The 20,817-nt window shown below is 67.7% G+C and carries 22 protein-coding genes; 12 read left to right on the forward strand and 10 right to left on the reverse strand.

Annotation, left to right across the window (positions count from 1 at the left end):
- Positions 1–101: 101 nt before the first annotated feature.
- Entirely contained in the window at positions 102–1,076 is a 975-nt protein-coding gene (locus tag NP511_RS16725; protein ID WP_049966369.1) for an NAD-dependent epimerase/dehydratase family protein, read from the reverse strand.
- A 211-nt stretch (positions 1,077–1,287) separates the two neighbouring features.
- On the opposite strand from NP511_RS16725, the gene NP511_RS16730 reads away from it, so the two are divergent.
- The 3 genes from NP511_RS16730 (at position 1,288) to NP511_RS16740 (ending at position 3,280) form a co-directional block, all read left to right on the forward strand.
- On the forward strand, positions 1,288–1,458 hold the full coding sequence (locus tag NP511_RS16730; RefSeq protein WP_006650386.1) for a hypothetical protein: 171 nt from the start codon (positions 1,288–1,290) through the stop codon (positions 1,456–1,458).
- Between the two features lie 76 nt (positions 1,459–1,534).
- Positions 1,535–2,905 (forward strand): allantoinase AllB, encoded by a 1,371-nt coding sequence (allB, locus tag NP511_RS16735; protein ID WP_049966370.1) that lies wholly within the window; start codon positions 1,535–1,537, stop codon positions 2,903–2,905.
- Positions 2,906–3,040: 135 nt separating this feature from the next.
- On the forward strand, positions 3,041–3,280 hold the full coding sequence (locus NP511_RS16740; protein WP_049966371.1) for a hypothetical protein: 240 nt from the start codon (positions 3,041–3,043) through the stop codon (positions 3,278–3,280).
- A gap of 7 nt (positions 3,281–3,287) precedes the next feature.
- Here the strand turns inward: NP511_RS16740 and NP511_RS16745 are convergent, their stop codons facing one another.
- The 9 genes from NP511_RS16745 to NP511_RS16785 form a co-directional block, all read right to left on the reverse strand.
- Positions 3,288–4,358: a quinone-dependent dihydroorotate dehydrogenase gene (locus NP511_RS16745; protein ID WP_049966372.1), complete on the reverse strand. Its 1,071-nt coding sequence runs from the start codon at positions 4,356–4,358 to the stop codon at positions 3,288–3,290.
- Positions 4,359–4,433: 75 nt separating this feature from the next.
- The gene (locus tag NP511_RS16750; RefSeq protein WP_049966373.1) at positions 4,434–5,792 is read right to left on the reverse strand and encodes an MmgE/PrpD family protein; all 1,359 of its coding nucleotides are present in this window, start codon (positions 5,790–5,792) and stop codon (positions 4,434–4,436) included.
- Between the two features lie 96 nt (positions 5,793–5,888).
- Positions 5,889–7,067 carry a CaiB/BaiF CoA transferase family protein gene (locus NP511_RS16755; RefSeq protein ID WP_049966374.1) on the reverse strand — a complete coding sequence of 393 codons (1,179 nt, stop codon included), beginning with the start codon at positions 7,065–7,067 and terminating at the stop codon, positions 5,889–5,891.
- Positions 7,068–7,646 (reverse strand): MaoC family dehydratase, encoded by a 579-nt coding sequence (locus NP511_RS16760; protein ID WP_049966375.1) that lies wholly within the window; start codon positions 7,644–7,646, stop codon positions 7,068–7,070.
- Positions 7,647–7,672: 26 nt separating this feature from the next.
- Positions 7,673–8,878 carry an acyl-CoA dehydrogenase family protein gene (locus tag NP511_RS16765; protein ID WP_049966376.1) on the reverse strand — a complete coding sequence of 402 codons (1,206 nt, stop codon included), beginning with the start codon at positions 8,876–8,878 and terminating at the stop codon, positions 7,673–7,675.
- Positions 8,879–9,064: 186 nt separating this feature from the next.
- The gene (locus NP511_RS16770) at positions 9,065–10,699 is read right to left on the reverse strand and encodes a class I adenylate-forming enzyme family protein (RefSeq protein ID WP_049966377.1); all 1,635 of its coding nucleotides are present in this window, start codon (positions 10,697–10,699) and stop codon (positions 9,065–9,067) included.
- Between the two features lie 138 nt (positions 10,700–10,837).
- A complete protein-coding gene (locus tag NP511_RS16775; protein ID WP_006650396.1) occupies positions 10,838–11,167 on the reverse strand; it encodes a (2Fe-2S) ferredoxin domain-containing protein in 330 nt (109 codons plus the stop codon).
- The gene (locus NP511_RS16780; RefSeq protein WP_049966378.1) at positions 11,164–11,937 is read right to left on the reverse strand and encodes a CbtA family protein; all 774 of its coding nucleotides are present in this window, start codon (positions 11,935–11,937) and stop codon (positions 11,164–11,166) included. Before NP511_RS16780 ends, NP511_RS16775 begins: the two co-directional genes overlap by 4 nt.
- The gene (locus NP511_RS16785) at positions 11,937–12,122 is read right to left on the reverse strand and encodes a CbtB domain-containing protein (protein WP_006179558.1); all 186 of its coding nucleotides are present in this window, start codon (positions 12,120–12,122) and stop codon (positions 11,937–11,939) included. Before NP511_RS16785 ends, NP511_RS16780 begins: the two co-directional genes overlap by 1 nt.
- Before the next feature lie 243 nt (positions 12,123–12,365).
- On the opposite strand from NP511_RS16785, the gene NP511_RS16790 reads away from it, so the two are divergent.
- From NP511_RS16790 to NP511_RS16830, 9 genes are read left to right on the forward strand one after another with little or no spacing between them, the layout of a single operon-like run.
- Entirely contained in the window at positions 12,366–13,397 is a 1,032-nt protein-coding gene (locus NP511_RS16790) for a monovalent cation/H+ antiporter subunit E (RefSeq protein WP_049966379.1), read from the forward strand.
- Positions 13,394–13,675 (forward strand): cation:proton antiporter, encoded by a 282-nt coding sequence (locus NP511_RS16795; protein ID WP_006179556.1) that lies wholly within the window; start codon positions 13,394–13,396, stop codon positions 13,673–13,675. The genes NP511_RS16790 and NP511_RS16795 overlap by 4 nt, the downstream gene beginning before the upstream one ends.
- The gene (mnhG, locus tag NP511_RS16800) at positions 13,672–14,055 is read left to right on the forward strand and encodes a monovalent cation/H(+) antiporter subunit G (RefSeq protein ID WP_006650399.1); all 384 of its coding nucleotides are present in this window, start codon (positions 13,672–13,674) and stop codon (positions 14,053–14,055) included. Before NP511_RS16795 ends, mnhG begins: the two co-directional genes overlap by 4 nt.
- The gene (locus NP511_RS16805; protein WP_006650400.1) at positions 14,052–14,591 is read left to right on the forward strand and encodes a DUF4040 domain-containing protein; all 540 of its coding nucleotides are present in this window, start codon (positions 14,052–14,054) and stop codon (positions 14,589–14,591) included. Before mnhG ends, NP511_RS16805 begins: the two co-directional genes overlap by 4 nt.
- Positions 14,592–15,119, forward strand: coding sequence for an MnhB domain-containing protein (locus tag NP511_RS16810; RefSeq protein WP_006650401.1), 528 nt, complete (start codon positions 14,592–14,594; stop codon positions 15,117–15,119).
- Positions 15,112–15,489, forward strand: coding sequence for a cation:proton antiporter subunit C (locus NP511_RS16815; RefSeq protein ID WP_006650402.1), 378 nt, complete (start codon positions 15,112–15,114; stop codon positions 15,487–15,489). The genes NP511_RS16810 and NP511_RS16815 overlap by 8 nt, the downstream gene beginning before the upstream one ends.
- Positions 15,482–17,029, forward strand: a complete 1,548-nt coding sequence (locus NP511_RS16820; protein ID WP_049966380.1) for a monovalent cation/H+ antiporter subunit D family protein — start codon at positions 15,482–15,484, stop codon at positions 17,027–17,029. The genes NP511_RS16815 and NP511_RS16820 overlap by 8 nt, the downstream gene beginning before the upstream one ends.
- Positions 17,029–18,948, forward strand: coding sequence for a proton-conducting transporter transmembrane domain-containing protein (locus tag NP511_RS16825; protein WP_049966381.1), 1,920 nt, complete (start codon positions 17,029–17,031; stop codon positions 18,946–18,948). The genes NP511_RS16820 and NP511_RS16825 overlap by 1 nt, the downstream gene beginning before the upstream one ends.
- Entirely contained in the window at positions 18,948–20,801 is a 1,854-nt protein-coding gene (locus tag NP511_RS16830; RefSeq protein ID WP_049966382.1) for a Na(+)/H(+) antiporter subunit D, read from the forward strand. The genes NP511_RS16825 and NP511_RS16830 overlap by 1 nt, the downstream gene beginning before the upstream one ends.
- Positions 20,802–20,817 lie beyond the last annotated feature (16 nt).

Raw genomic sequence — 20,817 nt, forward strand, 5'->3', positions numbered from 1 at the left:
ATCGCCGGCAAGACGACGCCACATCGGTCAGTTCGGACGGCCGCGTTCTCCCGCGAGCGGCCCGTCGATGGCATCGCCAGGGAGAGCTATCGAACACCGGGTCACTCGCCGGGTAGTTCGACCGCCTTCTCGGGATCTCCGCGGGTCGGGACGCCCGTATCGCGTTCGACCAGCGATCGGATCCCCGACTCGAGGCCCACTCGTGCCTCGAACCCGAGTTCGCGGGCTGTTTTCGTGGTGTCGGCACCGCTGTGTCTGATATCGCCGGGGCGGGGCTCGCGGTGGACGATCGACGAGGACGAGCCGGTGGCGTCCCGAACGGTTTCGGCGAGTTCCCGGATCGTCGTCCGCTCGCCCGTGCCGATATTGTAGGCCTCGCCGACGGCGTCGGTTACAGCCGCTCGCAGGTTCGCGCGAACGATGTCGCTGACGTGGACGAAATCGCGGCTCTGCTGGCCGTCGCCCTCGATCGTAATCGGCTCGTCGGCGCGGGCCTGCTCGAGGAACGTCGAAATGACGCCGCTGTAGGGACCCCGCTGGCGCGGCCCGTAGACGTTGAAGTACCGCAGGGCGACGGTCGGGAGGTCGTACAACTCCGCGTAGAGGCGGGCGTACTCGTCGAGCGCGAGTTTCTGGACGCCATAGGGAGAAGTCGGATCGGTCGGTGCCGCCTCCGAGACGGGCAACTCCGCTGGGTGGCCGTACACCGCGGCGCTCGAGGCGACGACGACCCGCGCGTCCTCCTGGCGAGCCTGCTCTAAGACCAGCAGTCCGGCCTCGAGGTTCGTCCGGTTGCTCTGTCGGGGGTTATCGACGCTCTGGGTGACGCTAACGACGGCGGCGTGGTGGAAGATGACGTCGACGCCGCGGGCGGCCTCCTGTAGGGCGATCGGATCCCCCACGTCGCCCACGATCACCGTCGCGTCGTCGGGCAGGTGGGCCGGATCGCCGGTCGAGAAGTCGTCGAGGACTCGTACCTCGTTGTGTGGCACCAGAGCGTCGACGAGGTGGCTGCCGATGAAGCCGGCACCGCCGGTCACGAGTACCGTGCTGTCGCGGATCGCTGGGGAGTCCATCCCCTGAAGCGACCGGATCCTCGCTGTTTAGTATCGCGCTCGTACCCCTGCCGATTCGGCGACCGCTCGAGCGGAAGGCAGTGCTTACGGGACCCGATCGATAGTTTCCGTGGACGATCTGCCGGCACTCGAGCGGAGACACAGCGCGGTTTCCGGCAGAAGAAGTGACGGATGGGATACACTTTTGGCCAACAGGTACCTCGGTTCGGGTATGCTCCGAACTGCCCTGTCGCGGCTCCGCGAGTGGATCGCCGTCGACGACCCCGAAGAGCGCATCGAGGGGTCGGGCGAGGCGATCGTCTCGCCCCAGCACAGGCGATGCCGGGACGCCGAACAGGCGCTCGAGGAACTGCCCGACGACGCCCGGGACGAAAACCGCTAACTCGACCGCTCAGTCGCTCCGACTCGACGACCCGTTTGGGGAAGCTATATGCGCCGCCCTCGGCAACCCCCGGGCAATGACCGTCGATCTCGTCGTGCGCAACTGTACCGTCGTCACGCCCGCCGGGCGGACGCCCGACGCGGGCGTCGCCGTCGAGGACGGAGAGATCGTCGCCGTCGGGCGAAGCGACCGGCTCCCCGACGCCGACCGCGTCCTCGACGCCGAGGGCAACGTCCTCGTGCCGGGTATCGTCGACGGCCACATCCACAACCGCGAGCCCGGCCTCGAGTACAAGGAAGACTGGGAGTCCGCGACGCGGGCCGCGGCCGCCGGCGGCGTGACGACCGTCGTCGGGATGCCCAATACGGACCCGGTCATCGACCGACCCGACCACCTCGAGTTGAAGTTCGAACGCGGCGAGGCCTCGGCTCACGTCGACTTCCAGAGCTACGCGGTCGTCACGTCGGAAAACCTCGATCTCATCCCCGACATCGACGAGGCCGGCGCGCTCGGGTTCAAGATCTTCCTCGGCTCGACGGTCGGGGACGTCCCGCCGCCGAACGACGGCGAGATCATAGAGGCGATGGAGAAGATCCAGGAGACCGGCAAGCGCCTGGGCTTTCACGAGGAGAACGGCGAGATCATCGACCACTACACCGAGAAGTTCCAGGCCGAGGGCCGAAACGAGCCGATCGATCACTCCCACTCCCGGCCCGTGATCGCCGAACGCGAGGCCGTCGAGCGGATGATTACCTTCGCCGAGGAGACCGGCGCGAAGATTCACATGTTCCACGTCTCCTCCGGCTCGGCCGCCGAAGCCGTCGCCCGCGGCAAAGAGCGCGGCGTCGACGTCACCGCGGAGACGACGCCCCACTACCTCTGGTTCACCGAGGAAGTGATGCGCGAGAAGGGCAACCCGGCCCGCATCCAGCCGCCGATCCGAAACGCCGCGGAACGCGAGCAACTCTGGCGGGTTGGGATCGACGACGGCGCGATCGACTCCATCGCGACCGACCACGCGCCCCATACCCCCGAGGAGAAGAAGGTCGACGATCCGTTCGGCAATACGTGGGAGGCGATCTCGGGCTTCGTCGGCCTCGAGACCGAAATCCCGGTCATGCTCACGTTCGTCGATCAGGGCCGACTCACGATGGAGGAGTGGGTCCGCCGCCACTCGACCCGGCCCGCTCAGATCTGGGGGATGTACCCCCGGAAGGGGTCGCTGCAGGTCGGCACCGACGCCGACTTCACGATCGTCGATCCCGACCGGGAATGGACGCTCGAGGACGCCGACGAACTCCACTCCAAAAACTGCGTCACGCCGTTTATCGGCGAGTCCTTCACCGGGAAAGCGGTCGCGACGGTCGTCCGCGGCGAGATCGTCGCCGAGGACGGCAACGTCGTCGGTGAGTCGGGGTACGGCACCCGTGTCGACGTCGATACCTGAGTGAGGCGGCGTCCTCTGTCCCTCGACGATCGTCGAAGTCGAATTGGCCGTTTCCCGTGACAATTCTCAGTGCCTGAAAGTAGCAACCTGTTTATATTCCCGTTTCGGCCTTCCGATGCCGACAGGGACCCCGCTATGACCGATTCAGACTCTCAGACGGACGCAGGCGACGAAACGGAAGGTACGGACAAGACGGAACAGCTTCGGTCGCTGTATCTCTCCGTGACCGACGGCGACGCCGAGCCGGTCGTCGAGACACAACGGGAGGGCTCCGACCGCCGAGAAATCGACGAAGCGCGGGCCGACGAAGCCGTCGGACCGGCCGAACTCCACGGGCTCGACGACGCGATCGACGACCCCGAACCCGCCGACTGACTCTCCCTTACTCGAGGTCCGCACCGACCGCGTCCTCGACCGACGAGAAGCCGTCGCGCTCGAGCAACGCGGCCAGGCCCCGGTTGATCCGCGTCGCGGTCGACGGTCCCTGGTAGACGAACCCGGTATACAACTGAACCAGGGAGGCACCGGCCCGGATCTTTTCGTAGGCGCTCTCGGCGGAATCGACGCCGCCGACGCCGACGATCGGCAGATCGCCGTCGGTGTACTCGGCGAGCGACCGAATGACGGCCGTCGAGCGGTCCGTGATCGGCTTGCCGCTGAGCCCGCCCCACTCCTCCTGCCGGGGCGACTCGAGTCCCTCGCGGCTCGTCGAGGTGTTGGTCGCGACGATGCCGTCGAGGCCGAACTCCTGAACGATGTCGACGAGATCGAAGATCGACTCCTCGGGCTCGTCGGGGCCGATCTTCACCAGTATCGGGACATCGCGGCCGTTCTCGGCCTCGAGGGTCTCGAAGATCGCCCGCAGATGCTCGGGCGATCCCTCGTCGAACTCGTCGGGCGTGTTCGGACAGGAGACGTTGACCACGACGTAGTCGGCAAAGGGCGAGAGCCGGTCGAAGACCCGGCGGTAGTCCTCGATCGCCTCGCGCTCGCTCGAGGAGTTCATTTTGCCGACGTTCACGCCGAGCGGAATCCCGGGCGTGCCGTCTGCCTCGAGCCGCGATTTGACCCGTTCCATCCCCTGGCCGTTGAAGCCCATCCGGTTGATCATCCCCTCGTCCTCGCGCAGGCGGAAGAGCCGGGGCCGGTCGTTGCCCGACTGCGGATACGGCGTGACGGTACCGATCTCGACGAAACCGAAGCCAAGCGCTGCGAGCGCGTGGGTCACTTCGGCGTTCTTGTCGAAGCCGGCGGCGACGCCGACCGGGTTCGGGAACGTGGCGTCGAACAGGTCGACCTCGAGGGCCGGATCGTCGTACCGATACGCATACGAGAGCGCCGCCCGCGTCGGTCGCGTCGACTGGGCCGCCCGGAGCGTCCGTTTGCCCAGGTCGTGGGCCGTCTCGGCCGGCAGTTTGAACGCGAGGGGGCGGACCCGCGAGTACAGCGTCATTGCCGGGACGTGGGGGCGGCCGACAGGTAAACGTCCCGAAGCGGCGCGCCCGGTCGCTCGAGGGGCCGTCCGCAATCAAAGCGACTCGAGGACATCGCTCACGTCCGCGACCGATCGCAGGTCCGAAAGCGCTGCCAGCGTATCGTCGGTGGCGACCGCAGCCGGCGCGCGGTCGGCACACATCCGGAACTTCTCGCGCAGTTCGTCCATCGAGAGCGGGTCGTCGTGGGTGCCCGGCGGCCGCTCTCGGGTGCGTTCGTACGTCTCGCCGCCGCGGGTCGTCACCGCGACGCGGGCGGCGTTGGAGTCGTAGGCCAGCTCGTCGTCGACGGTCAACGTGACCCGCCTGCGGACGGTCTGGACCGCCGGCTCGTCGATATTGGCCGCGTCGAAGGCGGCGAGTCCGACGTCCCGGCGGGCGATCGCGCGCCCGATCAGGTACGGCATCGAGAACTTCGCCTCGAGCCCCGTCTCGGGGTCGTCGTGGGCCAGGGCGTCGGCCGCCCCCTGCGAGGCCGTCACGGTCACGTCGTCGATCGCGTCGGGTTCGAGGTCGTACTCGTCGGCGAGCCCGATCGCCGCGTAGATGGCGGCGTGGGTGTAGTAACAGCACGGATACTTCTTGACGTCGATGCCGTCCTCGAGGATCGACCAGCGGTCGCCGAGGGCGGGCAGGGCCCCCAGGTCGGGCTCGCCGTCGCCGCGATAGAGGTCGAAGAAGCCGCGCTCGCCGTCGATCGCCGTCGAATCAGCGGTCGCGCCCTCGGCGGCGAGCAGGGCTGCGGTCGTCCCGGAGCGGGCGGCCTGGCCCGCGTGGACCGGCTTGGTCGTCGAGCCGAAGTTGCGCTTCAGACCGGCCGGCATCGAGGCGGCGATCGAGAGCGCGTGTGCGGTCCGTTCGGCCGAGAGATCGAGCAAGTTCGCTACCGCCGCCGTGGCACCGAACAGGCCGATGGTCGAGGTGGCGTGCCAGCCCCCCTCGTAGTGTCCGGGGCTGATGGGAGCTGAGAGGTAGTGTTGGGTCTCGAAGCCGGCGACGAAGGCCGTCAGCAGGTCCCGGCCGCTCGCGCCCTCGCGCTCGCCGACCGCTAGCAGCGGGGCGACCATCGGTACGCTGGGGTGGCCGTCCATCGCGGCCAGCGCGACGTCGTCGAAGTCGAGCGCGTGGCCGGCGGTCGCGTTCACGAAGACGGCGTCGGAAAGCGGCAGTCGGTCGTCGCGACCGAGAACCGTCGTCTCGCCGTGGCCGTCGCTTGCCGTGGCCGCAGCGATACCGCCGGCCTCGGCGTCCGCGCCCGCGAGGGTCACGCCGACGGTGTCGAGGATCGCCCGTTCGGTGAGTCGAAACGCGTCCTCGGGAACGTCGGCGGCGGCAAGCGAACTCACGAACGTCGCGAGGTCGGCCGCGACTCCGTCCGCGTCTGGGTCCGTCATGTCGTGTCGTCTCTCGAGGAGGACTATAACCGTAGCCCCGATCCGTCGGGTTTGCGGCCGGTCGTCGAGCACGGGCGTGGCGCGGCCAGCCGCCGCTCAGATCGCGCCGGCGTCGCGCAGTTCCTCGATCTCCGCGCTCGAGTAGCCCAGCGCCGCGAGGACGTCGTCGGTGTCCTCGCCCAGGTCGGGCATCGGTTCGGCCGCGAACTCGAGTTCGCTCGAGTCGATCGGGGTATCGACGTAGGGGACGGGGCCGTCCGCGGTCTCGAACTCCTTGACGAGATCGAGGTGGTCGGTCTGTGGATGCTCGAGGACCTCGTCGAGTCGGTTGACGTCGCCCCACGGGATGCCCGCCTCGGCCAGCCGTTCGGCCCAGTAATCGCGGGGGTGGTCGGCGATCAGGTCCTCGATCAGCGGCTCGAGGGTCTCGCGGTTTTCGACGCGTTGCTCGTTGGTCGCGAATCGCTCGTCCTCGAGCAGGTCGGGGCGCTCGAGGACGTCCGTACAGAGCAGTTCCCAATGGGCCTCGCTGAGGATGGCGAAGTTGACGGCCCGGTCGTCGGCCGTCTCGTGGGGACCGTAGGGGGTCAGCAGGTGATGGCGCATCCCGATCCGTTCGGGAATCTCGTCGGTGTGCCAGTACTTGTGGGGGAAGTAGCCGAGCCACGAGAGGATACCGCCGAACATCGTGACGTCGAGTTCCTGGCCCTCGCCGGTGCGCTCGCGGTGAAAGAGCGCGAGCAGCGTCGAGATCGTGCCGTAGGTCGCGGCGTTGATGTCACAGATGCTCAGCGGGATCTTGGCCGGGGCGTCGGGCGAGCCGTTCATCGGAATGAGACCGGTTTCGCCCTGCATGACCATGTCGTAGGCCTTGCGGTCCTCGTAGGGGCCGTCGCGGCCGTAGCCCGAGATGTTGAGATAGATCGCGTCCTCGTTGTACTCGGTCACGTCTTCGTAGCCGACGCCGAGCCGTTCGACCACGCCCGGCGAGTAGTTCTGGACGATCACGTCGGCCTCGGCGGCCAGTTCGTGAAAGACCGCGCGGCCCTCGTCGGCTTTCAGGTTCAACTCGACACTGAGCTTGTTCCGGTCGACCCAGACGTGGGCCGACGAGTCGCCGTAGACGGCCGTGTCCCAGTGGCGGTTGACGTCGCCGACGCCCGGGCGCTCGACCTTGATCACCTCCGCGCCGAAGTCCCCCAGCAGCCGCGTACACAGCGGTGCGCTGATCCCGCTCTCCAGACTGACGACCGTGATATCCTCGAGCGCGAGCATCTACAGCTCCTCCGGCTGCGTGCCGATTCCTTCGGGCCAGCCCGGCGGCTCCGCCGCGGAGGGCTCGGCGTGTTCCCGTTTCAGCACCATCGGGGTCCGCTCGAGCGAGAGGACGAGGTCGTCGTGCTGGTTGTACGCCCGGAGTTCGGTCTCGACGATGCCGACGTGGTCGCGGGACTCGAGTTCGCGCTTCGAGCGGACCTCGCTCTCGGCGAAGAGGGTGTCTCCGTGGAAGACGGGGTTGTGGTGGCGGACGTCGTCGTAGCCGAGATTGGCCGTCGCGTTGACCGAGACGTCGACGACGCTCATCCCGACGGCCGTCGCAATGACGACGAGTCCGTTGACGAGGCGCTCGCCGAACTCCGTCTCTCGGGCGTAGGCCTCGTTGAAGTGCATCGGGTTGGCGTTCATCGTCACGTTGGTCAGCCAGACGTTGTCCGTCTCGGTGACGGTCCGGCCGAAGGGGTGCTTGTAGATGTCGCCGACCGCGAAGTCCTCGTAGTAGCGGCCGTGCCAGCCCTCGACGAGGCGTTTGTCGGTCGATTCGTCCGCGTCGTCGGTGTCGCTGTCGTCGGTCATTGTCTTGGATAGAGCGCAATCGTCGATCAGTACGAGCGGGGCAGTCCCAGCACGTTCTCGCCGATGTAGTTCAGTGCGAGCTGCTGGGTGATCGGCACCAGCCGGGTCAGTCGGGCCTCGCGGAAGTAGCGCTCGACGTCGTACTCCGTGGCGATGCCGAACCCGCCGTGGGTCTGGACCGCCGCGTCGGCCGCCTCGTAGGCCGCGTCGGCCGCGAGGAACTTCGCCGCGTTCGCGTACGCGCCCAGATCCACCTCCTCGTCCGAGGCCGCCCGGTCGGCCGCGTTGTAGGTCAGTTGCTTCGCCGCCTGCAGGCGCGCGTAGGCCTCCGCCAGCGGGTGCTGGATCGCCTGATTCGAGCCGATCGGGCGGTCGAACACCTCGCGGTCGGTGGCGTACTCGACGGCCCGCTCGAGCGCCAGCCGGCCCAGCCCGATACACTCGGCGGCGATGACGAGCCGCTCCTCGTTGAGGCCATCAAGCACCTGATAGAACCCGTCGCCCTTGACGCCGATCAGGTTCGATTCCGGGACTCGCAGGTCGTCGAACCAGAGTTCGAACGAGTGGACGAAGTCGCTCGCGGATTTGGGGATCGGCTCCATCTCGAGCGCGCCCTGCTCGTGGGCGTCCGCGAGGTCGACGAGAAACATCGAGATGCCGCGGGTGCGCTTGTCGACGTCAGCGAGGGGCGTCGTCCGCGCGACGAGGACGATGTAGTCGGAGACGTCGACGCGGGAGGTCCAGATCTTCTGGCCGTTGATGACGTATTGGTCACCGTCTTTTTCCGCGCGCGTCTCGATCGCCGTCGAGTCCGAGCCGGCGTTGGGCTCCGTGAGGCCGAACGCCTGGATCGACGTCTCACCGGCCGCGACGTCGGGGAGGAGGTCGTCTTTGATCTCCTCGCTGGCGTATTCGACGATCGGCACGGAGTTGTACACGCCGCCGTGGACCGCCTGTGCGGCACTGAACCCGCCCCCGTTGGCGGCGATCTCCTCCATCATGACGACCGTCTCTCGAGTGCCCATCCCGGCACCCCCGTACTCCTCGGGGAGCAGGATCCCCATCCACCCGTGATCCGCCAGCGCGTCGACGAACTCCTTGGGGTATGCCCCCTCGTCGGCCCGTCGACGCCAGTACTCGCGGTCGAAGTCCGCGCAGATCTCCCGGATGTTGGACCGAACCAACTGCTGGCGTTCCGTCAGTGCCACCGCGTCGCTGAGGAGTCGGGCCATTGGGGGATGATCTCTCGGTCGGAAGAAAAACGTTATGTGATACCGTGGCTCGGTGGCACACTCGCCGACCGTAACGGCCGCATCTGTTCCTCACCGACGCGTCGATCCGCTTTCCGACAGCGAGGTTCGGACGGCGATCCGACCGCTCGAGGCGGCGTCCCACTCCTCGCCCGTGAGAACGCGACGTCAGGCCTCGAACCGATCGCGGACCCGGTCCCGGAGGACGGTCTTCTGGACCTTCTCCCCGTTCGGCCCCTCGGTCGTCGGGAACTCGTCGACGACCTCGACCGCCTCGGGCACCTTGTAGTCGGCGACGCGGTCGTCGAGGAACGCCTCGAGGTCGTCGGTCGGGACCTCGCCATCGGCGGGGACGACGAACGCGACCGGGACCTCGCCATGGCGCGGATGGGGCGCGCCGACGACCTCGCAGGCGCGGACGGCGGGGTGGTCCTCGACAGCGGCCCCGATCTCGCGGGGCGCGACGAGAAAGCCCCGGACCCGCAGGGCGTCGTCGAGTCTCGAGCGGTAGTAGACGTAGCCGTCGGCGTCGATCTCAGCGAGGTCGCCGGTGTAGAACCATCCCGCTTCGTCGAAGGCCGCGGCCGTCGCCTCGGGCTTGTCGAGGTAGCCGTCGGCCAGCGGGTAGCCCCGGATCGCGAGTTCGCCCTCCTCGCCGGCCGGCAGTTCCGCGCGCGTTTCGGGGTCGACGATTTTCGCGTCGATCGCCGGATGGATCGGCGGGCCGCCGACCCGTTTGCGCCGCTCGGCGGGGTCGACCGGGTCGCCGACGAAGAGCTGGCTGTTGGCCTCCGAGAGGCCGTAGGGCTGGACGACCGGGAAGCCGAACGTCGACTCGATGCGCTCGAACAGCGTCTCGTCGAACCCCTTGCTGATGAACCCCACCACGCCTTTGTCGATCGTCTCGACCCGCGTGGCGTCGAAGGCGTCGGCCTCGAGCATCCGTTCGAACATCACGCCCAGCCCGGTGAGATAGGTGGCGTCGTACGTGTCGACCAGCCGGATCGTCTCACCGGGGTCGAAGTGAGTCTGTGCGACGAGCGTGCCGCCGGTCGCGAGAACGCTGAACAGCGTGTTGTAGCCCCAGATCCCGCAGAACGGCAGCGTCGCGACGCCGACGTCGCCCCCATCCACGCCGAGGTGATCCGCGACGTGTGCGGAGTGGTTCAACAGCGACCGGCTCGACTGGAGACAACCCTTCGGATCGCTCGTGGTCCCGCTCGTGTAGAAGATCGCCGCCGGGGCCGCGGGATCGGACGCGGGCTCTACGTCGTCGCTCCCCCGCGCTCGCCCCGTCGCCACCACGTCGTCGTAGTCACGCAGCGCCGGGCGTTCGGCCGCCGACTCGAGGCTGACGACCGCCTCGAGGGCCGGAAACGAATCGGGATCGAACGCCTCGGGTGGTCCCGCGGTGATCTCGGGAACCGCCGCTTCGAGCATCTCGTGGTAGTCCCGCCCGAGCAGAGCGTCCTCGGTGACCAGCACCGACGCACTCGAGTCGGCGAGCATGTACTCGAGTTCGTGGCTCCGGTAGCGGGTGTTGACCGCGACGGTCGCCGCGCCCAGCATCGAGGTCGCCAGTTGGCAGGCGATCCACTCGGGGCGGTTCCCGAGCCAGACGGCGACGACATCGCCGTCCGAGACGCCCAGTTCGGCGAGGCCGGCCGCGAGCGCGCGGCTCTCGGCGAGCAGGTCGTCGTACGTCCACGTTTCGCCCTCGAAGACGATGGCCCGCTGTTCCGGCCGCTCGGCCGCGACCGTCGCGATCCCCTCGTAGATGGTTTCGTCTGGCCACGTGAGCATTAGGCGTGCTATCACAAACCACGGATAAAACGGTTGCGTGCCCGGCCATCTTCGGTTCCCGACTCGGGCGGCCGTCGCAGTTTCGGTGTTACCGCAGGACAGTCGCGTCGTTCCGCGAAATCCGGATGGCGGACCGGCTCAGGCCTCGCCGACTCGTTCGGCGTCCGGCCCGAAGACCGACTCGAGCAACGTGGGGACGTCCTCGGGGGAGACGTCCGAGTACCAGCGGTTTCGCGGCTGGATCGTGATCGCGGTCCCGTCCTCGCTACAGAGGCCGAGACACGAGGTTTCGCTGACCGAGACGGCGGTCCAGAAGGCATCTCGCTCGCGCAGCCACTCCTTGACCGCCGCGGCGGTCTCGTCGGCACCGACCGCACCACAGCTTGCGTGTTCGCCGTCCCGGTCGTTCGTACAGACGAAGACGTGGGCATCGAGCCGTTCGGTGTGTTGCTCGGTCCGGTCGTTCATGGACTCATCAGCAGGTCGTCGTGGCGCTCGGCTGCCGGCTGCGCGCCGGCCCGCGTCTGGAGCCAGCCGAAGCAGGCGGCCACCAGCGCCCAGAGCGCGGCCTGACTCAGGACGGTCAGTCCGCGGAACGCGGTCACCAGGTCGGCCGACAGCGCGCCGGTCTCGACGATCGTCGGTGCCGCCACCGTCGCGACGGCGACGAGCGCGACGATCGGGACCGCGGCCACACCGACCCCAAGCGGCCGGTTCTCGGGAGACAGGCGACCGTAGCCATAGACCGACGCCGCGGCGACGACGGCCCCGACGGCCATCATCCCGGCGTAGATCGCGCTTCGCAGCGTCGGGTCGAACGCCAGTTCGGCCCCGGGCGTCGTCGGCGGCAGCACCAGCCACGGGGCGACCGAGACGGTCAGGAAGCCGGTCGCGGCCAACACGTAGGCCTTGACACGTCCGCGGCCGGGCAGCGCCGGCTCGAGGAAGTAGAAGGCGAGCGCGAATGCGCCGCCGAGCAGGATCCCCCAGAGAACGCCGCTGCCGATGCTGACGGCGGCGGTCGTCGCCTCGCTGACCGTGTGGGCGTGTTCGCCGGCGGCCTGAGCGTGTTCACCCGCCTCGTGTGCGTGTTCACCGGCGTGGGTGTGGTCGCCGCCCTCGGCGCGCGTCTCCATGTAGCCGACGAGGGGGTTCGCGACCAGCGCCACGTAGGCTCCGTAGGCGATCCCCGCGATCGCCCCGGCGAGGACGCCCCGCTTGAGGTAGTCGGCGAGCATCAGTGACAGATGACGCCGGCCGCGTGCCGGAAGTTATGCATCGCGTCGTGAGCCAACGGCTCCTGCAGGAACAGCAAGGCGAACGTCGCTGCCGCGACGAACGCGAAGACGGCGAGCAGTTGTCCGGTCGTGAGGTCGTCACGCGCGGTCCCGATACGATCGTGGACGGTGTCGGTCGTCGTCATGCAAGTCAGTTTTCCCTACTGAAACTCCGATTGTAAAACTACCGATCGTCCGACGCCGGCACCGTATTTCCCCATCGTCGACCGTACGACCGAACGGAACTCGAACCGTCACGAACGATCCGAATGAATTCGACGGATCGGGCGACTGCTGGGGAATAACGAAATCGTTTTCCTACGGCTGACGCTTGACTCGACCAACGAGAGTCATGCATATCCAACGACGGTCACCCGGAGGGAACGGCCGTGGCGGTTGAACGCCTGCTCGTCCCGCTGTCGGACACGGTGACCGTCCGACAGACGGTCGGTTACGCCGTCCAGTCGGGCCTCGAGCGCGCCGACTCGCTCGAGTGTCACCTGGTCGTTGCCCTTCCCTACGACGACGACGTCCCCGAGAGCGCGCGCCAGCACGAGGACGCCGACGACCTGCTGTCGCGGGCACGCAACTGGGTCGAGGAGGACGCCGGCGAGGCCGACGTGACGATCGAGACGGCGACGCTGGGCGCCGACGAGTACCTCTTCGGTCCCCGCGACTACGCGGAGATCTTCGACGCCTACGCCGCCGAGAACGACCTCGACCGAGTCGTCCTCGATCCCGAATACGAGCCCGGCGTCACCGCTCGCATCCTCCAGCCCCTCGAGCGGGAACTCGACCGGATCGGACTGGCCTACGACGAGGCACCGGTCGAGCGCTCGACCCGCCGCGGCCGACTCACGGGGAGCGAGGACTTCGACCGGCTGTTCGCGACGTTCATGATCTCCTACGGCTTCTATCTCGTCCTGGGCGATCCCACCTACTGGTTCGATCTGGTTACCGGCGCGGCGGTCGCGGGCATCGTCGCCATCTCGCTTGCGCGGGTGACGTTTTCGGTGCCGCTGGACCGTGTCCAGTCGCCGATCCGGGTCGTCCGCTTTGCCCTCTATATCCCTTACCTACTCTGGGAGATCGTCAAGGCGAACATCGCGGTCTCGGCCGTGATACTCCGGCCGTCGATGCCCATCGAGCCGACGCTGACGCAGGTCGACTCCCGAGTCAGAAGCGGGCTACCCCTGACCGCACTGGCAAACAGCATCACCCTCACCCCGGGCACGCTGACCGTCCGGGCCACCGACCAGCGGCTGCTGGTCCATACGCTGATTCCCGCCGCCCGTGAGGACCTCTTCGACGGCGGCTTGGAGCGAGGGATCAGATTCGTCTTCTACGGCCGCGAGTCGGCCGCGATCCCCTCGCCGCGCGAACGCGACGACGCCGAGATCGTCGGAGGTGACGAGCTGTGACGCCGGTCCCGCTCGAGGACGTCTTCCTCGCCGCGGCCGGCCTGTTCGTCGTGCTGGCGATCGCGATGTTTTACCGGGCGGTCGTCGGGCCGACCACGCAGGACCGACTGCTTGCGGTCAACGTCCTCGGGACGAACACGGTCGTCATCCTCGCCCTGCTGGCAGCGGGACTCGACCAGCGGTGGTTTCTCGACGTGGCGTTGATCTACGCCCTGCTGAACTTCCTGATGTCGGTCGCCATCTCGAAGTTCACCGTCGAGCGGGGTGGTGTGCTGTGATCGAACCGACCCCGCTGCAGGTAACCCTCGAGACGGTCCGGTTCTGGGCGATCGTCGCCCTGCTTGGACTGGGCGTGTTCTTCACGCTCGTCTCGACGATCGGCGTCCTCCGACTGCCGGACATCTACGCGCGGGCCCACACCGCCTCCCAGACGGACACGCTCGGGGCGGGCTTTGCGCTGGCCGGCGTCGCCCTGGCGTTCGGTTGGCAGCACGCGGCGGTCTATACCGTCTTGCTGCTGTTTTTCGTATTCATCACGAACCCGACGGCCGCCCACGCGATCGCGCGATCGGCGGCCGAGACCGGCGTCGAGCCGATCCTCGCCGAGGAGGGCGAACCGGACGATTCGACCGCCGAAACGGAGGGCGAGACTCGATGAGCCTCTTCGTCTACTCGCTCGTCGCGTTCGTCCTCGCGACGGCGGTGGCGACGGCGCTGTTTCGCGACGTGTTATCCACGATCATCGTCTTCGGGGCCTACAGCCTCGGGATGGCGATCATCTATACGTTCCTGCTTGCCCCGGACGTGGCGATGACCGAGGCCGCGATCGGTGCCGGCGTCACGACGCTGTTGCTCTTGCTGACGATCGCGCGCACGACCCGACCCACGACCGACCGGCTCAGAGAGCGGATCCACGTCCCGGCGGTCGTCGTCGTCGGCGCGTTCGTCCTCCTGCTGTGTGCCGCGGTCCTGCCGGAGATGTACGCGGTCGGAAGCACGGAGACACCCGTCTGGTCGAACCCCGACGTAACCCAACACTACATCACGGAGACGTACCACCAGACCGGCGTCGAGAACGCCGTCACCGCCGTCCTCGCCGCCTACCGTGGGTTCGACACCTTCGGCGAGGCGGTCGTCGTCTTCGCCGCCGGCGTCTCGACGCTGCTGGTTCTGAAACGAGAGGTGTTCGCCTGAATGACCGACTACGACGATACCTACACCGAGAGTCAGGTGATCATGACCGCCGTCAAGATCATCGCACCGTTTACCCTCACCTACGGGCTGTTCATGACCTTCCACGGCGGCGACGCCCCCGGCGGCGGGTTCCAGGGTGGGACCATCGTCGGCGTCACCGTCCTCATGCTCGCCTTTGCCTTCGGGATCGACCCGACCCGCCAGTGGCTCCGCAACTCCGTTATCACCGGCCTCGTCACTGGCGGCGTCGTCATCTTCGGCGCGATCGGGCTGGGGATGATCGCGCTGGGCGGGGAGTTCCTCGAGTTTTACAAGCTCAAGGCCGTCTTCGATATCAAGCCCAAGTGGGGGCTCGAGGCCGTCGAGATCGGCGGCATCTCGCTGATCGTCTCGGGGGTCATCATCAGCCTCTTCTTCACGATGGCAGCGGGCTTTACGTCCGACCGGCCCAGCGGCACCGGCGGCGTCAGCGGCGTCGACGACGACGCGCCGGACGCGGCCGAGCCGGAGGTGAGCGACGATGATTGAGCTGCTGACGAGCCACTACCTCTACGTCCTGACGTTCGTACTGCTCGGACTGGGGATCTACATGGTGATCGCCAGCGAGAACCTCGTGAAGAAGCTGATCGGGGTGAACCTGTTTCAGACGGCCATCTTCCTGTTTTTCGTCTCGATGGCCTACATCGACGTCGACGGTGCCTCGGCACCGATCGTTCCTCACGAGGGCACGCCGGGCGAGGTCATGGTCGCGAGCCCGCTGCCGCAGGTCATCGTCCTGACCGCCATCGTCGTCGGCATCGCACTGACCGCGGTCGGGCTGGCGCTGATCATCCGGATCTACTCGGAGTACGGCACCCTCCGCGAGGACACCCTTCGGGAGGTGCGTGCCGATGAGTAGCATCGACCTGCTCCCGCCGCTGTTGATCGCCGCCCCCATTCTGGCGGCGACGCTGCCGATCGCGCTCGGGCTGTGGTTCGACCGGGCCGGCTGGTCCGTCGCCGCGGCCACGACCAGCGGCCTGTTCGTCGGAGCCGTCGCCCTCGCGAACGCCGTCTACACCGACGGGAACGTGATCCACCGGCTCGGGGGCTACCCCCGCGAGTACGGGATCGAACTCGTCGCCGACGAGTTCTCGATGCTGATCGTCCTGCTCGTGACCGCCGTCGCCGCCGGCGTCCTCGCGTTCACGCGCCGGGGCGGCCCGCGCGGGAACACGTTCTACACCGCCTACCTGCTGCTGGTCGCCGGTCTGCTGGGCATCTCGCTGACCGGCGACGTGTTCAACCTCTTCGTCTTCCTCGAGATCTCGAGCATCGCGACCTACGCCTTGGTCGCCAGCGGCGACGGCCCCGAGGCGGCGGTCGCGGCCCTGAAGTACCTGATCCTGGGGACCGTCGCCGCCTCGATGTACCTGATCGGGGTCGCGTTCGTTTTCATGGCGACGGGGACGCTCAACATGGTCGAACTCGCCGGCGCCATCCCCGAGGCCAACACCACCCTGATCCGGGCCGGGATCGCGTTCATGATCGTCGGCTTCGCCGTCAAGGTCGCCCAGTGGCCGCTGCACACGTGGCAGCCAAGCGCCTACCAGCGGGCCCCCGACGGAGTGACGCCGCTGATAGCGGCGCTCGTCTCGACGGCCTCCGCGTACGCGTTCGGCCGCATCATCGTCACCGTCCTCGGGGTCGAGTACCTCGCGGGCACGCCGAACGTGGCTCCGATCGTCCTGACGATCGGTTGCGTGAGCGTCCTCGCCGGCACCGTTCTGGCGGTGATCCAGACCGAGGTCAAGCGGATGCTCGCCTACTCGTCGGTCTCGCAGTTCGGACTGGTAATCGCCGCCTACGGCGTCGTCATCGCCGGCGAGTCCGAAACCGCGCTGATCGGTGCCGCCATCCACCTCGTCGGACACGGCGTGTTGAAAGCCGGCCTCTTCCTTGCGGCCGCGCTCGTCGCGACGAGCTACGGCGCACGCACTGTCGACGAATACGCCGGCCTCGCCAAACGGCGGCCGTTCGTCGCCGGCTCCATGGCCGTCCTCCTGCTGGCGCTGGTCGGCGTCCCGCCGGGCGTCGGCTTCGTCGGCAAGTGGTACATCGCCGTCGGTGCCGTCGAATCGCAGCTCTGGCCCGTCGCAGCCGTGATCTTCCTCAGCACCATGCTCACCCTCGCCTACGCCGCTCGCCTGCTCGAGAAGATGTACTTCACGCCGTCGGCACCCGCCGACGCGAGTCGTCCGGGGCCGGCCGCGACCGACGGCGGAACGGCCGACACCGACGCCGCGGCCGCGATCCGCGGCGCGGGGGCGGCTGATCCCGTCTCGATCGGCATGATCGCCGTCGTCGTGGTCGCCGCCGTCGTCGCCGTCGCGCTCGGCTTCGCCGGCGGCACGATCGCCGACCTGCTCGAGCCGTTCCTCACGGAGGTGTTCAACTGATGGTCGCAGACATTCGCCCGCTCGCGGCCGTCCTCGTCTCGGCGGTCGCGATCGTCCTGATCGTTGCGTCGCATCGCCGGCCGAACCTCCGTGAAGGGTGGTCCGTCCTGGCCGCCCTCGCGAAGTTCGCCATCGTCGCGAGCATGCTGCCGGCCGTCATGGACGGGACCGTCTTCAGATGGAGCCTCGCCGACTCGACTGGCGTCGAGTTCCTCGCGGGACTGGACTTCGCCCTGCGGGCCGACCCGCTGGGGATCTTCTTCGCCCTGCTCGCGAGCTTCCTGTGGATCTTCACGTCGTTCTACGCGGCGGGCTACATGCGCGGGCTCGACGAACACTCCCAGACTCGCTTTTTCGCCTCGTTCGCCGCCAGCCTCTCGGCGGCGGTCGGGATCGCCTTCGCCGCGAACCTGGTGACGATCTTCGTCTTCTACGAACTCCTGTCGCTGGTGACCTACCCGCTGGTCGCCCACAACGAGGACAGTGAGGCCCGCATCGCCGGCCGGAAGTACCTCACCTACACGTTCTTCGGCGGCGGGGTCTTCCTGCTCGCCGGCACCGTCATGATCTACTGGCTGACGAGCCTCGTCGGCGAGCCGACGCTGGCCTTCGAGGCCGGCGGAATGGAGGCGCTGGCCGCGGCGGCACAGGCTGAGCCGGTCTACGCACAGGCCGCCTTCTTCCTGCTGATCGCCGGCTTCGGCGTCAAGGCCGCGCTGATGCCCCTTCACTCCTGGCTCGCGGATGCGATGGTCGCGCCGACGCCCGTCTCCGGGCTGCTCCACGCCGTCGCGGTCGTCAAATCCGGCGCGTTCGGCATCGCTCGAGTGATCCTCGAGGTCTACGGACCGGGACTGATTTACGATCTCCCGCTCGATGTGCCGGGAATCGGCGAAATCGGGCTCAACATCCCCGTCGCCATCGTCGCCGCGTTCACGCTGACTGCGGCCAGCATCATCGCGATGCGGAAAGACCACCTCAAGCGCCGGCTGGCCTACTCGACGACGGCCCAGCTCTCCTACATCGTCCTCGGACTCTCCTTGCTGCACCCCTATACCGTGGTCGGGGCCCTGTTCCACATCCCCGCCCACGCGTTCGCGAAGTTGACGCTGTTCTTCTGTGCCGGGGCGATCCACGTCGAGACCCACACGGACTACATCAGCGAGATGGCCGGGATCGGCAAACGGATGCCGCTGACGATGGCAGCGTTCACGATCGGTGCGGCCGGCATGGCCGGGCTCCCGCCGGTCGCCGGCTTCGTCAGCAAGTTCTACATGTTGATCGGCAGCGCGGACGTCGGCGGCAGCTACTGGCTCTTTGCCGGCGCACTGTTGCTCTCGGCGGTGCTTAACGTCGGCTACTTCTGGCCGGTCGTCTACACCGCCTTCTTCGAGAGCGAGGACGGCCACGACGCCAAACCGCTGCTCGAGTTCCCGGCCGGTGGGCTGGTTCAGTCCTACCGCACCGAGGCGGACGACGTCGCCGCCGACGGCGGTCGGCCGACCGACGGCGAGGCCGATGCGCCTGCCGGCGACGCGGACACGACCGAGCCGGAACGCGCCGCCGCAGCCGACGACGGCGACTACGAGTACGCCGTCGACGAGTACCCGAGCGACGCCGACGTCCCCGTGGGCGAGCAAGTCAGTGCCGTCGACCACCACGGCAACCACGACGACCACCTCACCGGCGGCCCGCCGGCCGACGTCTGGCAGCGCCGCTCGCCGTTTACCGAAAGCACGTGGCTCATGCTCGCGCCCATCGCCGTCATCGCGACGGGCGCGGTCGTCCTCGGAGTCGGCCCCGACTACGCGGTCTTCCTCGAGCTGGCGACGCGGATCGCCGAGGAGGTCTTCGGAATGCCCTTCGAGGAACTCGGAACCGTCCCCTTTGACGAACTCATGACGGAGGTGAACAACTGATGGAACTCGAAGTCCTGTCGCTTGCGTACCCGCCGCTTTTGATCTTCGCGGCGGCACTGCTCGTCCTCGTCCTGCCCCGGATCGCCGGCTTCACCGTCGGCGCGCTCAGTCTGGCGGCCGTCCTCGCGATCTCGCTGGTCGCGCCGGAAGGCCAGCACCTGGCCGGGACCTTCCTCGGGTTCGAGGTCGTCCCCTACTACATCGACGACTTCTCCCGAATGGTCGGGCTCGGGCTGGGCTTCCTCGGGGTCTGTAGCGTCATCTATGCCTACTCGAGCGAGGCCAGTACAACGCTGGTCGCGTTCGCGCTCGTCTACGTGGCCTCGTCGGTCGGCGCGGCCTTCGCCGGCGACTGGCTCGTCTTGTTGTTCATGTGGGAGCTGATGGCCGTGACCAGCACGCTCGTGGTCTGGCACTACGGCGGCGACGCGGTCCGGGCCGGCTTCCGGTACGCCCTCTTCCACGGCACCGGCGGCGTCCTCGTGATGTTGGCAGTCGCCGCCCACTACGTCCAGACGGGCACCTTCATCTACGACGGGACCGGGATCGCGGACGGAATCCCGGCCCTGCTCGCGGTACTCGGAATGGGCGTCAACGTCGCCTTCATCGGCGTTCACACGTGGCTGCCCGACACCTACCCGCGGCCCCATATCGCCGCCTCGGTGTTCCTCTCGGTCTACACGACCAAGACCAGCGCGTTCGTCCTCTACCGGGCGTTCCCGATCGGTGCCGAGAGCGACCTCGGTATCTACATCGCGTACATGGGCGGCCTGATGTCCGTCTACGGCGCGACCTTCGCGCTCCTCCAACACGATATGCGGGCGCTGCTCTCCTATCACATCCAAGCCCAACTCGGCTACATCGTCGCCGGGATCGGCATGGGTGCCTGGATGATCGAGAGCGAAATTGCCGTCGCTGGCGCGATGAGTCACCTCTTCAACAATATCCTGTTCAAGAGCTTGCTGTTCATGGCCGTCGGCGTCGTCATCTATCGGACCGGCGAGGAGGATCTGTACGAGCTGGGCGGCCTCTGGCGCGAGATGCCCCTGACCGCGATCGGGTTCGGCCTCGGCGCGCTCTCGATCACCGCGATTCCCGGCTTCAACGGGTACGTTAGCAAGGGGATGCTCTTCGACGCAGCCGATCCCCACTACTACGGAATCGAGGCCTCCGAGCCGCTGTACTGGCTGCTCTGGCTCGGCGCGATCGGCACGCTACTCTCCTTTATCAAGCTCGGGTACTACGTCTTTTTCCACGGCGAGAGCGACGTCTCGGTTCCCGACGCCAAGCCCGGCCAGACCGTCGCGATGCTCGGCCTCGGCGCAGCCTGCGTCCTCTTCGGGGTCTGGTGGGAAGGGCTGGCCGACCTCGCGCCGACGCTGCACGCCCACGGCGGCGGTGAGTTCACGTTCGCCTACCCGAACGACGAAGGCCACATGCATCCCTACAGCACGAGCCACCTCCAGACGGCGGGCATTCTGACTGCCGTCGCCGCGGTCACGTTCGTCGTCGTTCGCAAGCCCCTCTCGAAACTCGATCTCGGGGATCCGGCGATGATCGTCTACCCCGTAACCTACTACGTCAGTCGATGGACGATGCTCGCGGTGACCGAGATCTACGCTGCCGTCGACCGAGCCGTCGTCGGCGGCGTCAAGCGCTGCTACTGGATCGGAAACAATCCCGTCCTCGCGGTCGACGCGGCCGCACGGCGACTCCCGCTGGTCGACGTCGAGGAACGGCAGCCGACGGACGGCGGCCGGCCGTCGACGATCCACCTCCGAACGAGCATCGGAACGACCGTCCTCCTACTGACGCTCGTCCTGACGGTGGTCCTCTGGCTGCTCGTCGTCTGATCGTTCGACGACCGCT

The organism is Natrinema thermotolerans (genome assembly GCF_031165565.1).
GTDB classification, from domain to species: Archaea; Halobacteriota; Halobacteria; order Halobacteriales; family Natrialbaceae; genus Natrinema; species Natrinema thermotolerans.

Coding starts and splice junctions, on each gene's coding strand:
- NP511_RS16725 (WP_049966369.1), bottom strand. CDS start 1,076: ATGGACTCCCCAGCGATCCGCGACAGCACGGTACTCGTGACCGGCGGT.
- NP511_RS16730 (WP_006650386.1), top strand. CDS start 1,288: ATGCTCCGAACTGCCCTGTCGCGGCTCCGCGAGTGGATCGCCGTCGAC.
- allB (WP_049966370.1), top strand. CDS start 1,535: ATGACCGTCGATCTCGTCGTGCGCAACTGTACCGTCGTCACGCCCGCC.
- NP511_RS16740 (WP_049966371.1), top strand. CDS start 3,041: ATGACCGATTCAGACTCTCAGACGGACGCAGGCGACGAAACGGAAGGT.
- NP511_RS16745 (WP_049966372.1), bottom strand. CDS start 4,358: ATGACGCTGTACTCGCGGGTCCGCCCCCTCGCGTTCAAACTGCCGGCC.
- NP511_RS16750 (WP_049966373.1), bottom strand. CDS start 5,792: ATGACGGACCCAGACGCGGACGGAGTCGCGGCCGACCTCGCGACGTTC.
- NP511_RS16755 (WP_049966374.1), bottom strand. CDS start 7,067: ATGCTCGCGCTCGAGGATATCACGGTCGTCAGTCTGGAGAGCGGGATC.
- NP511_RS16760 (WP_049966375.1), bottom strand. CDS start 7,646: ATGACCGACGACAGCGACACCGACGACGCGGACGAATCGACCGACAAA.
- NP511_RS16765 (WP_049966376.1), bottom strand. CDS start 8,878: ATGGCCCGACTCCTCAGCGACGCGGTGGCACTGACGGAACGCCAGCAG.
- NP511_RS16770 (WP_049966377.1), bottom strand. CDS start 10,699: ATGCTCACGTGGCCAGACGAAACCATCTACGAGGGGATCGCGACGGTC.
- NP511_RS16775 (WP_006650396.1), bottom strand. CDS start 11,167: ATGAACGACCGGACCGAGCAACACACCGAACGGCTCGATGCCCACGTC.
- NP511_RS16780 (WP_049966378.1), bottom strand. CDS start 11,937: ATGCTCGCCGACTACCTCAAGCGGGGCGTCCTCGCCGGGGCGATCGCG.
- NP511_RS16785 (WP_006179558.1), bottom strand. CDS start 12,122: ATGACGACGACCGACACCGTCCACGATCGTATCGGGACCGCGCGTGAC.
- NP511_RS16805 (WP_006650400.1), top strand. CDS start 14,052: ATGAGCCTCTTCGTCTACTCGCTCGTCGCGTTCGTCCTCGCGACGGCG.
- NP511_RS16810 (WP_006650401.1), top strand. CDS start 14,592: ATGACCGACTACGACGATACCTACACCGAGAGTCAGGTGATCATGACC.
- NP511_RS16815 (WP_006650402.1), top strand. CDS start 15,112: ATGATTGAGCTGCTGACGAGCCACTACCTCTACGTCCTGACGTTCGTA.
- NP511_RS16820 (WP_049966380.1), top strand. CDS start 15,482: ATGAGTAGCATCGACCTGCTCCCGCCGCTGTTGATCGCCGCCCCCATT.
- NP511_RS16825 (WP_049966381.1), top strand. CDS start 17,029: ATGGTCGCAGACATTCGCCCGCTCGCGGCCGTCCTCGTCTCGGCGGTC.
- NP511_RS16830 (WP_049966382.1), top strand. CDS start 18,948: ATGGAACTCGAAGTCCTGTCGCTTGCGTACCCGCCGCTTTTGATCTTC.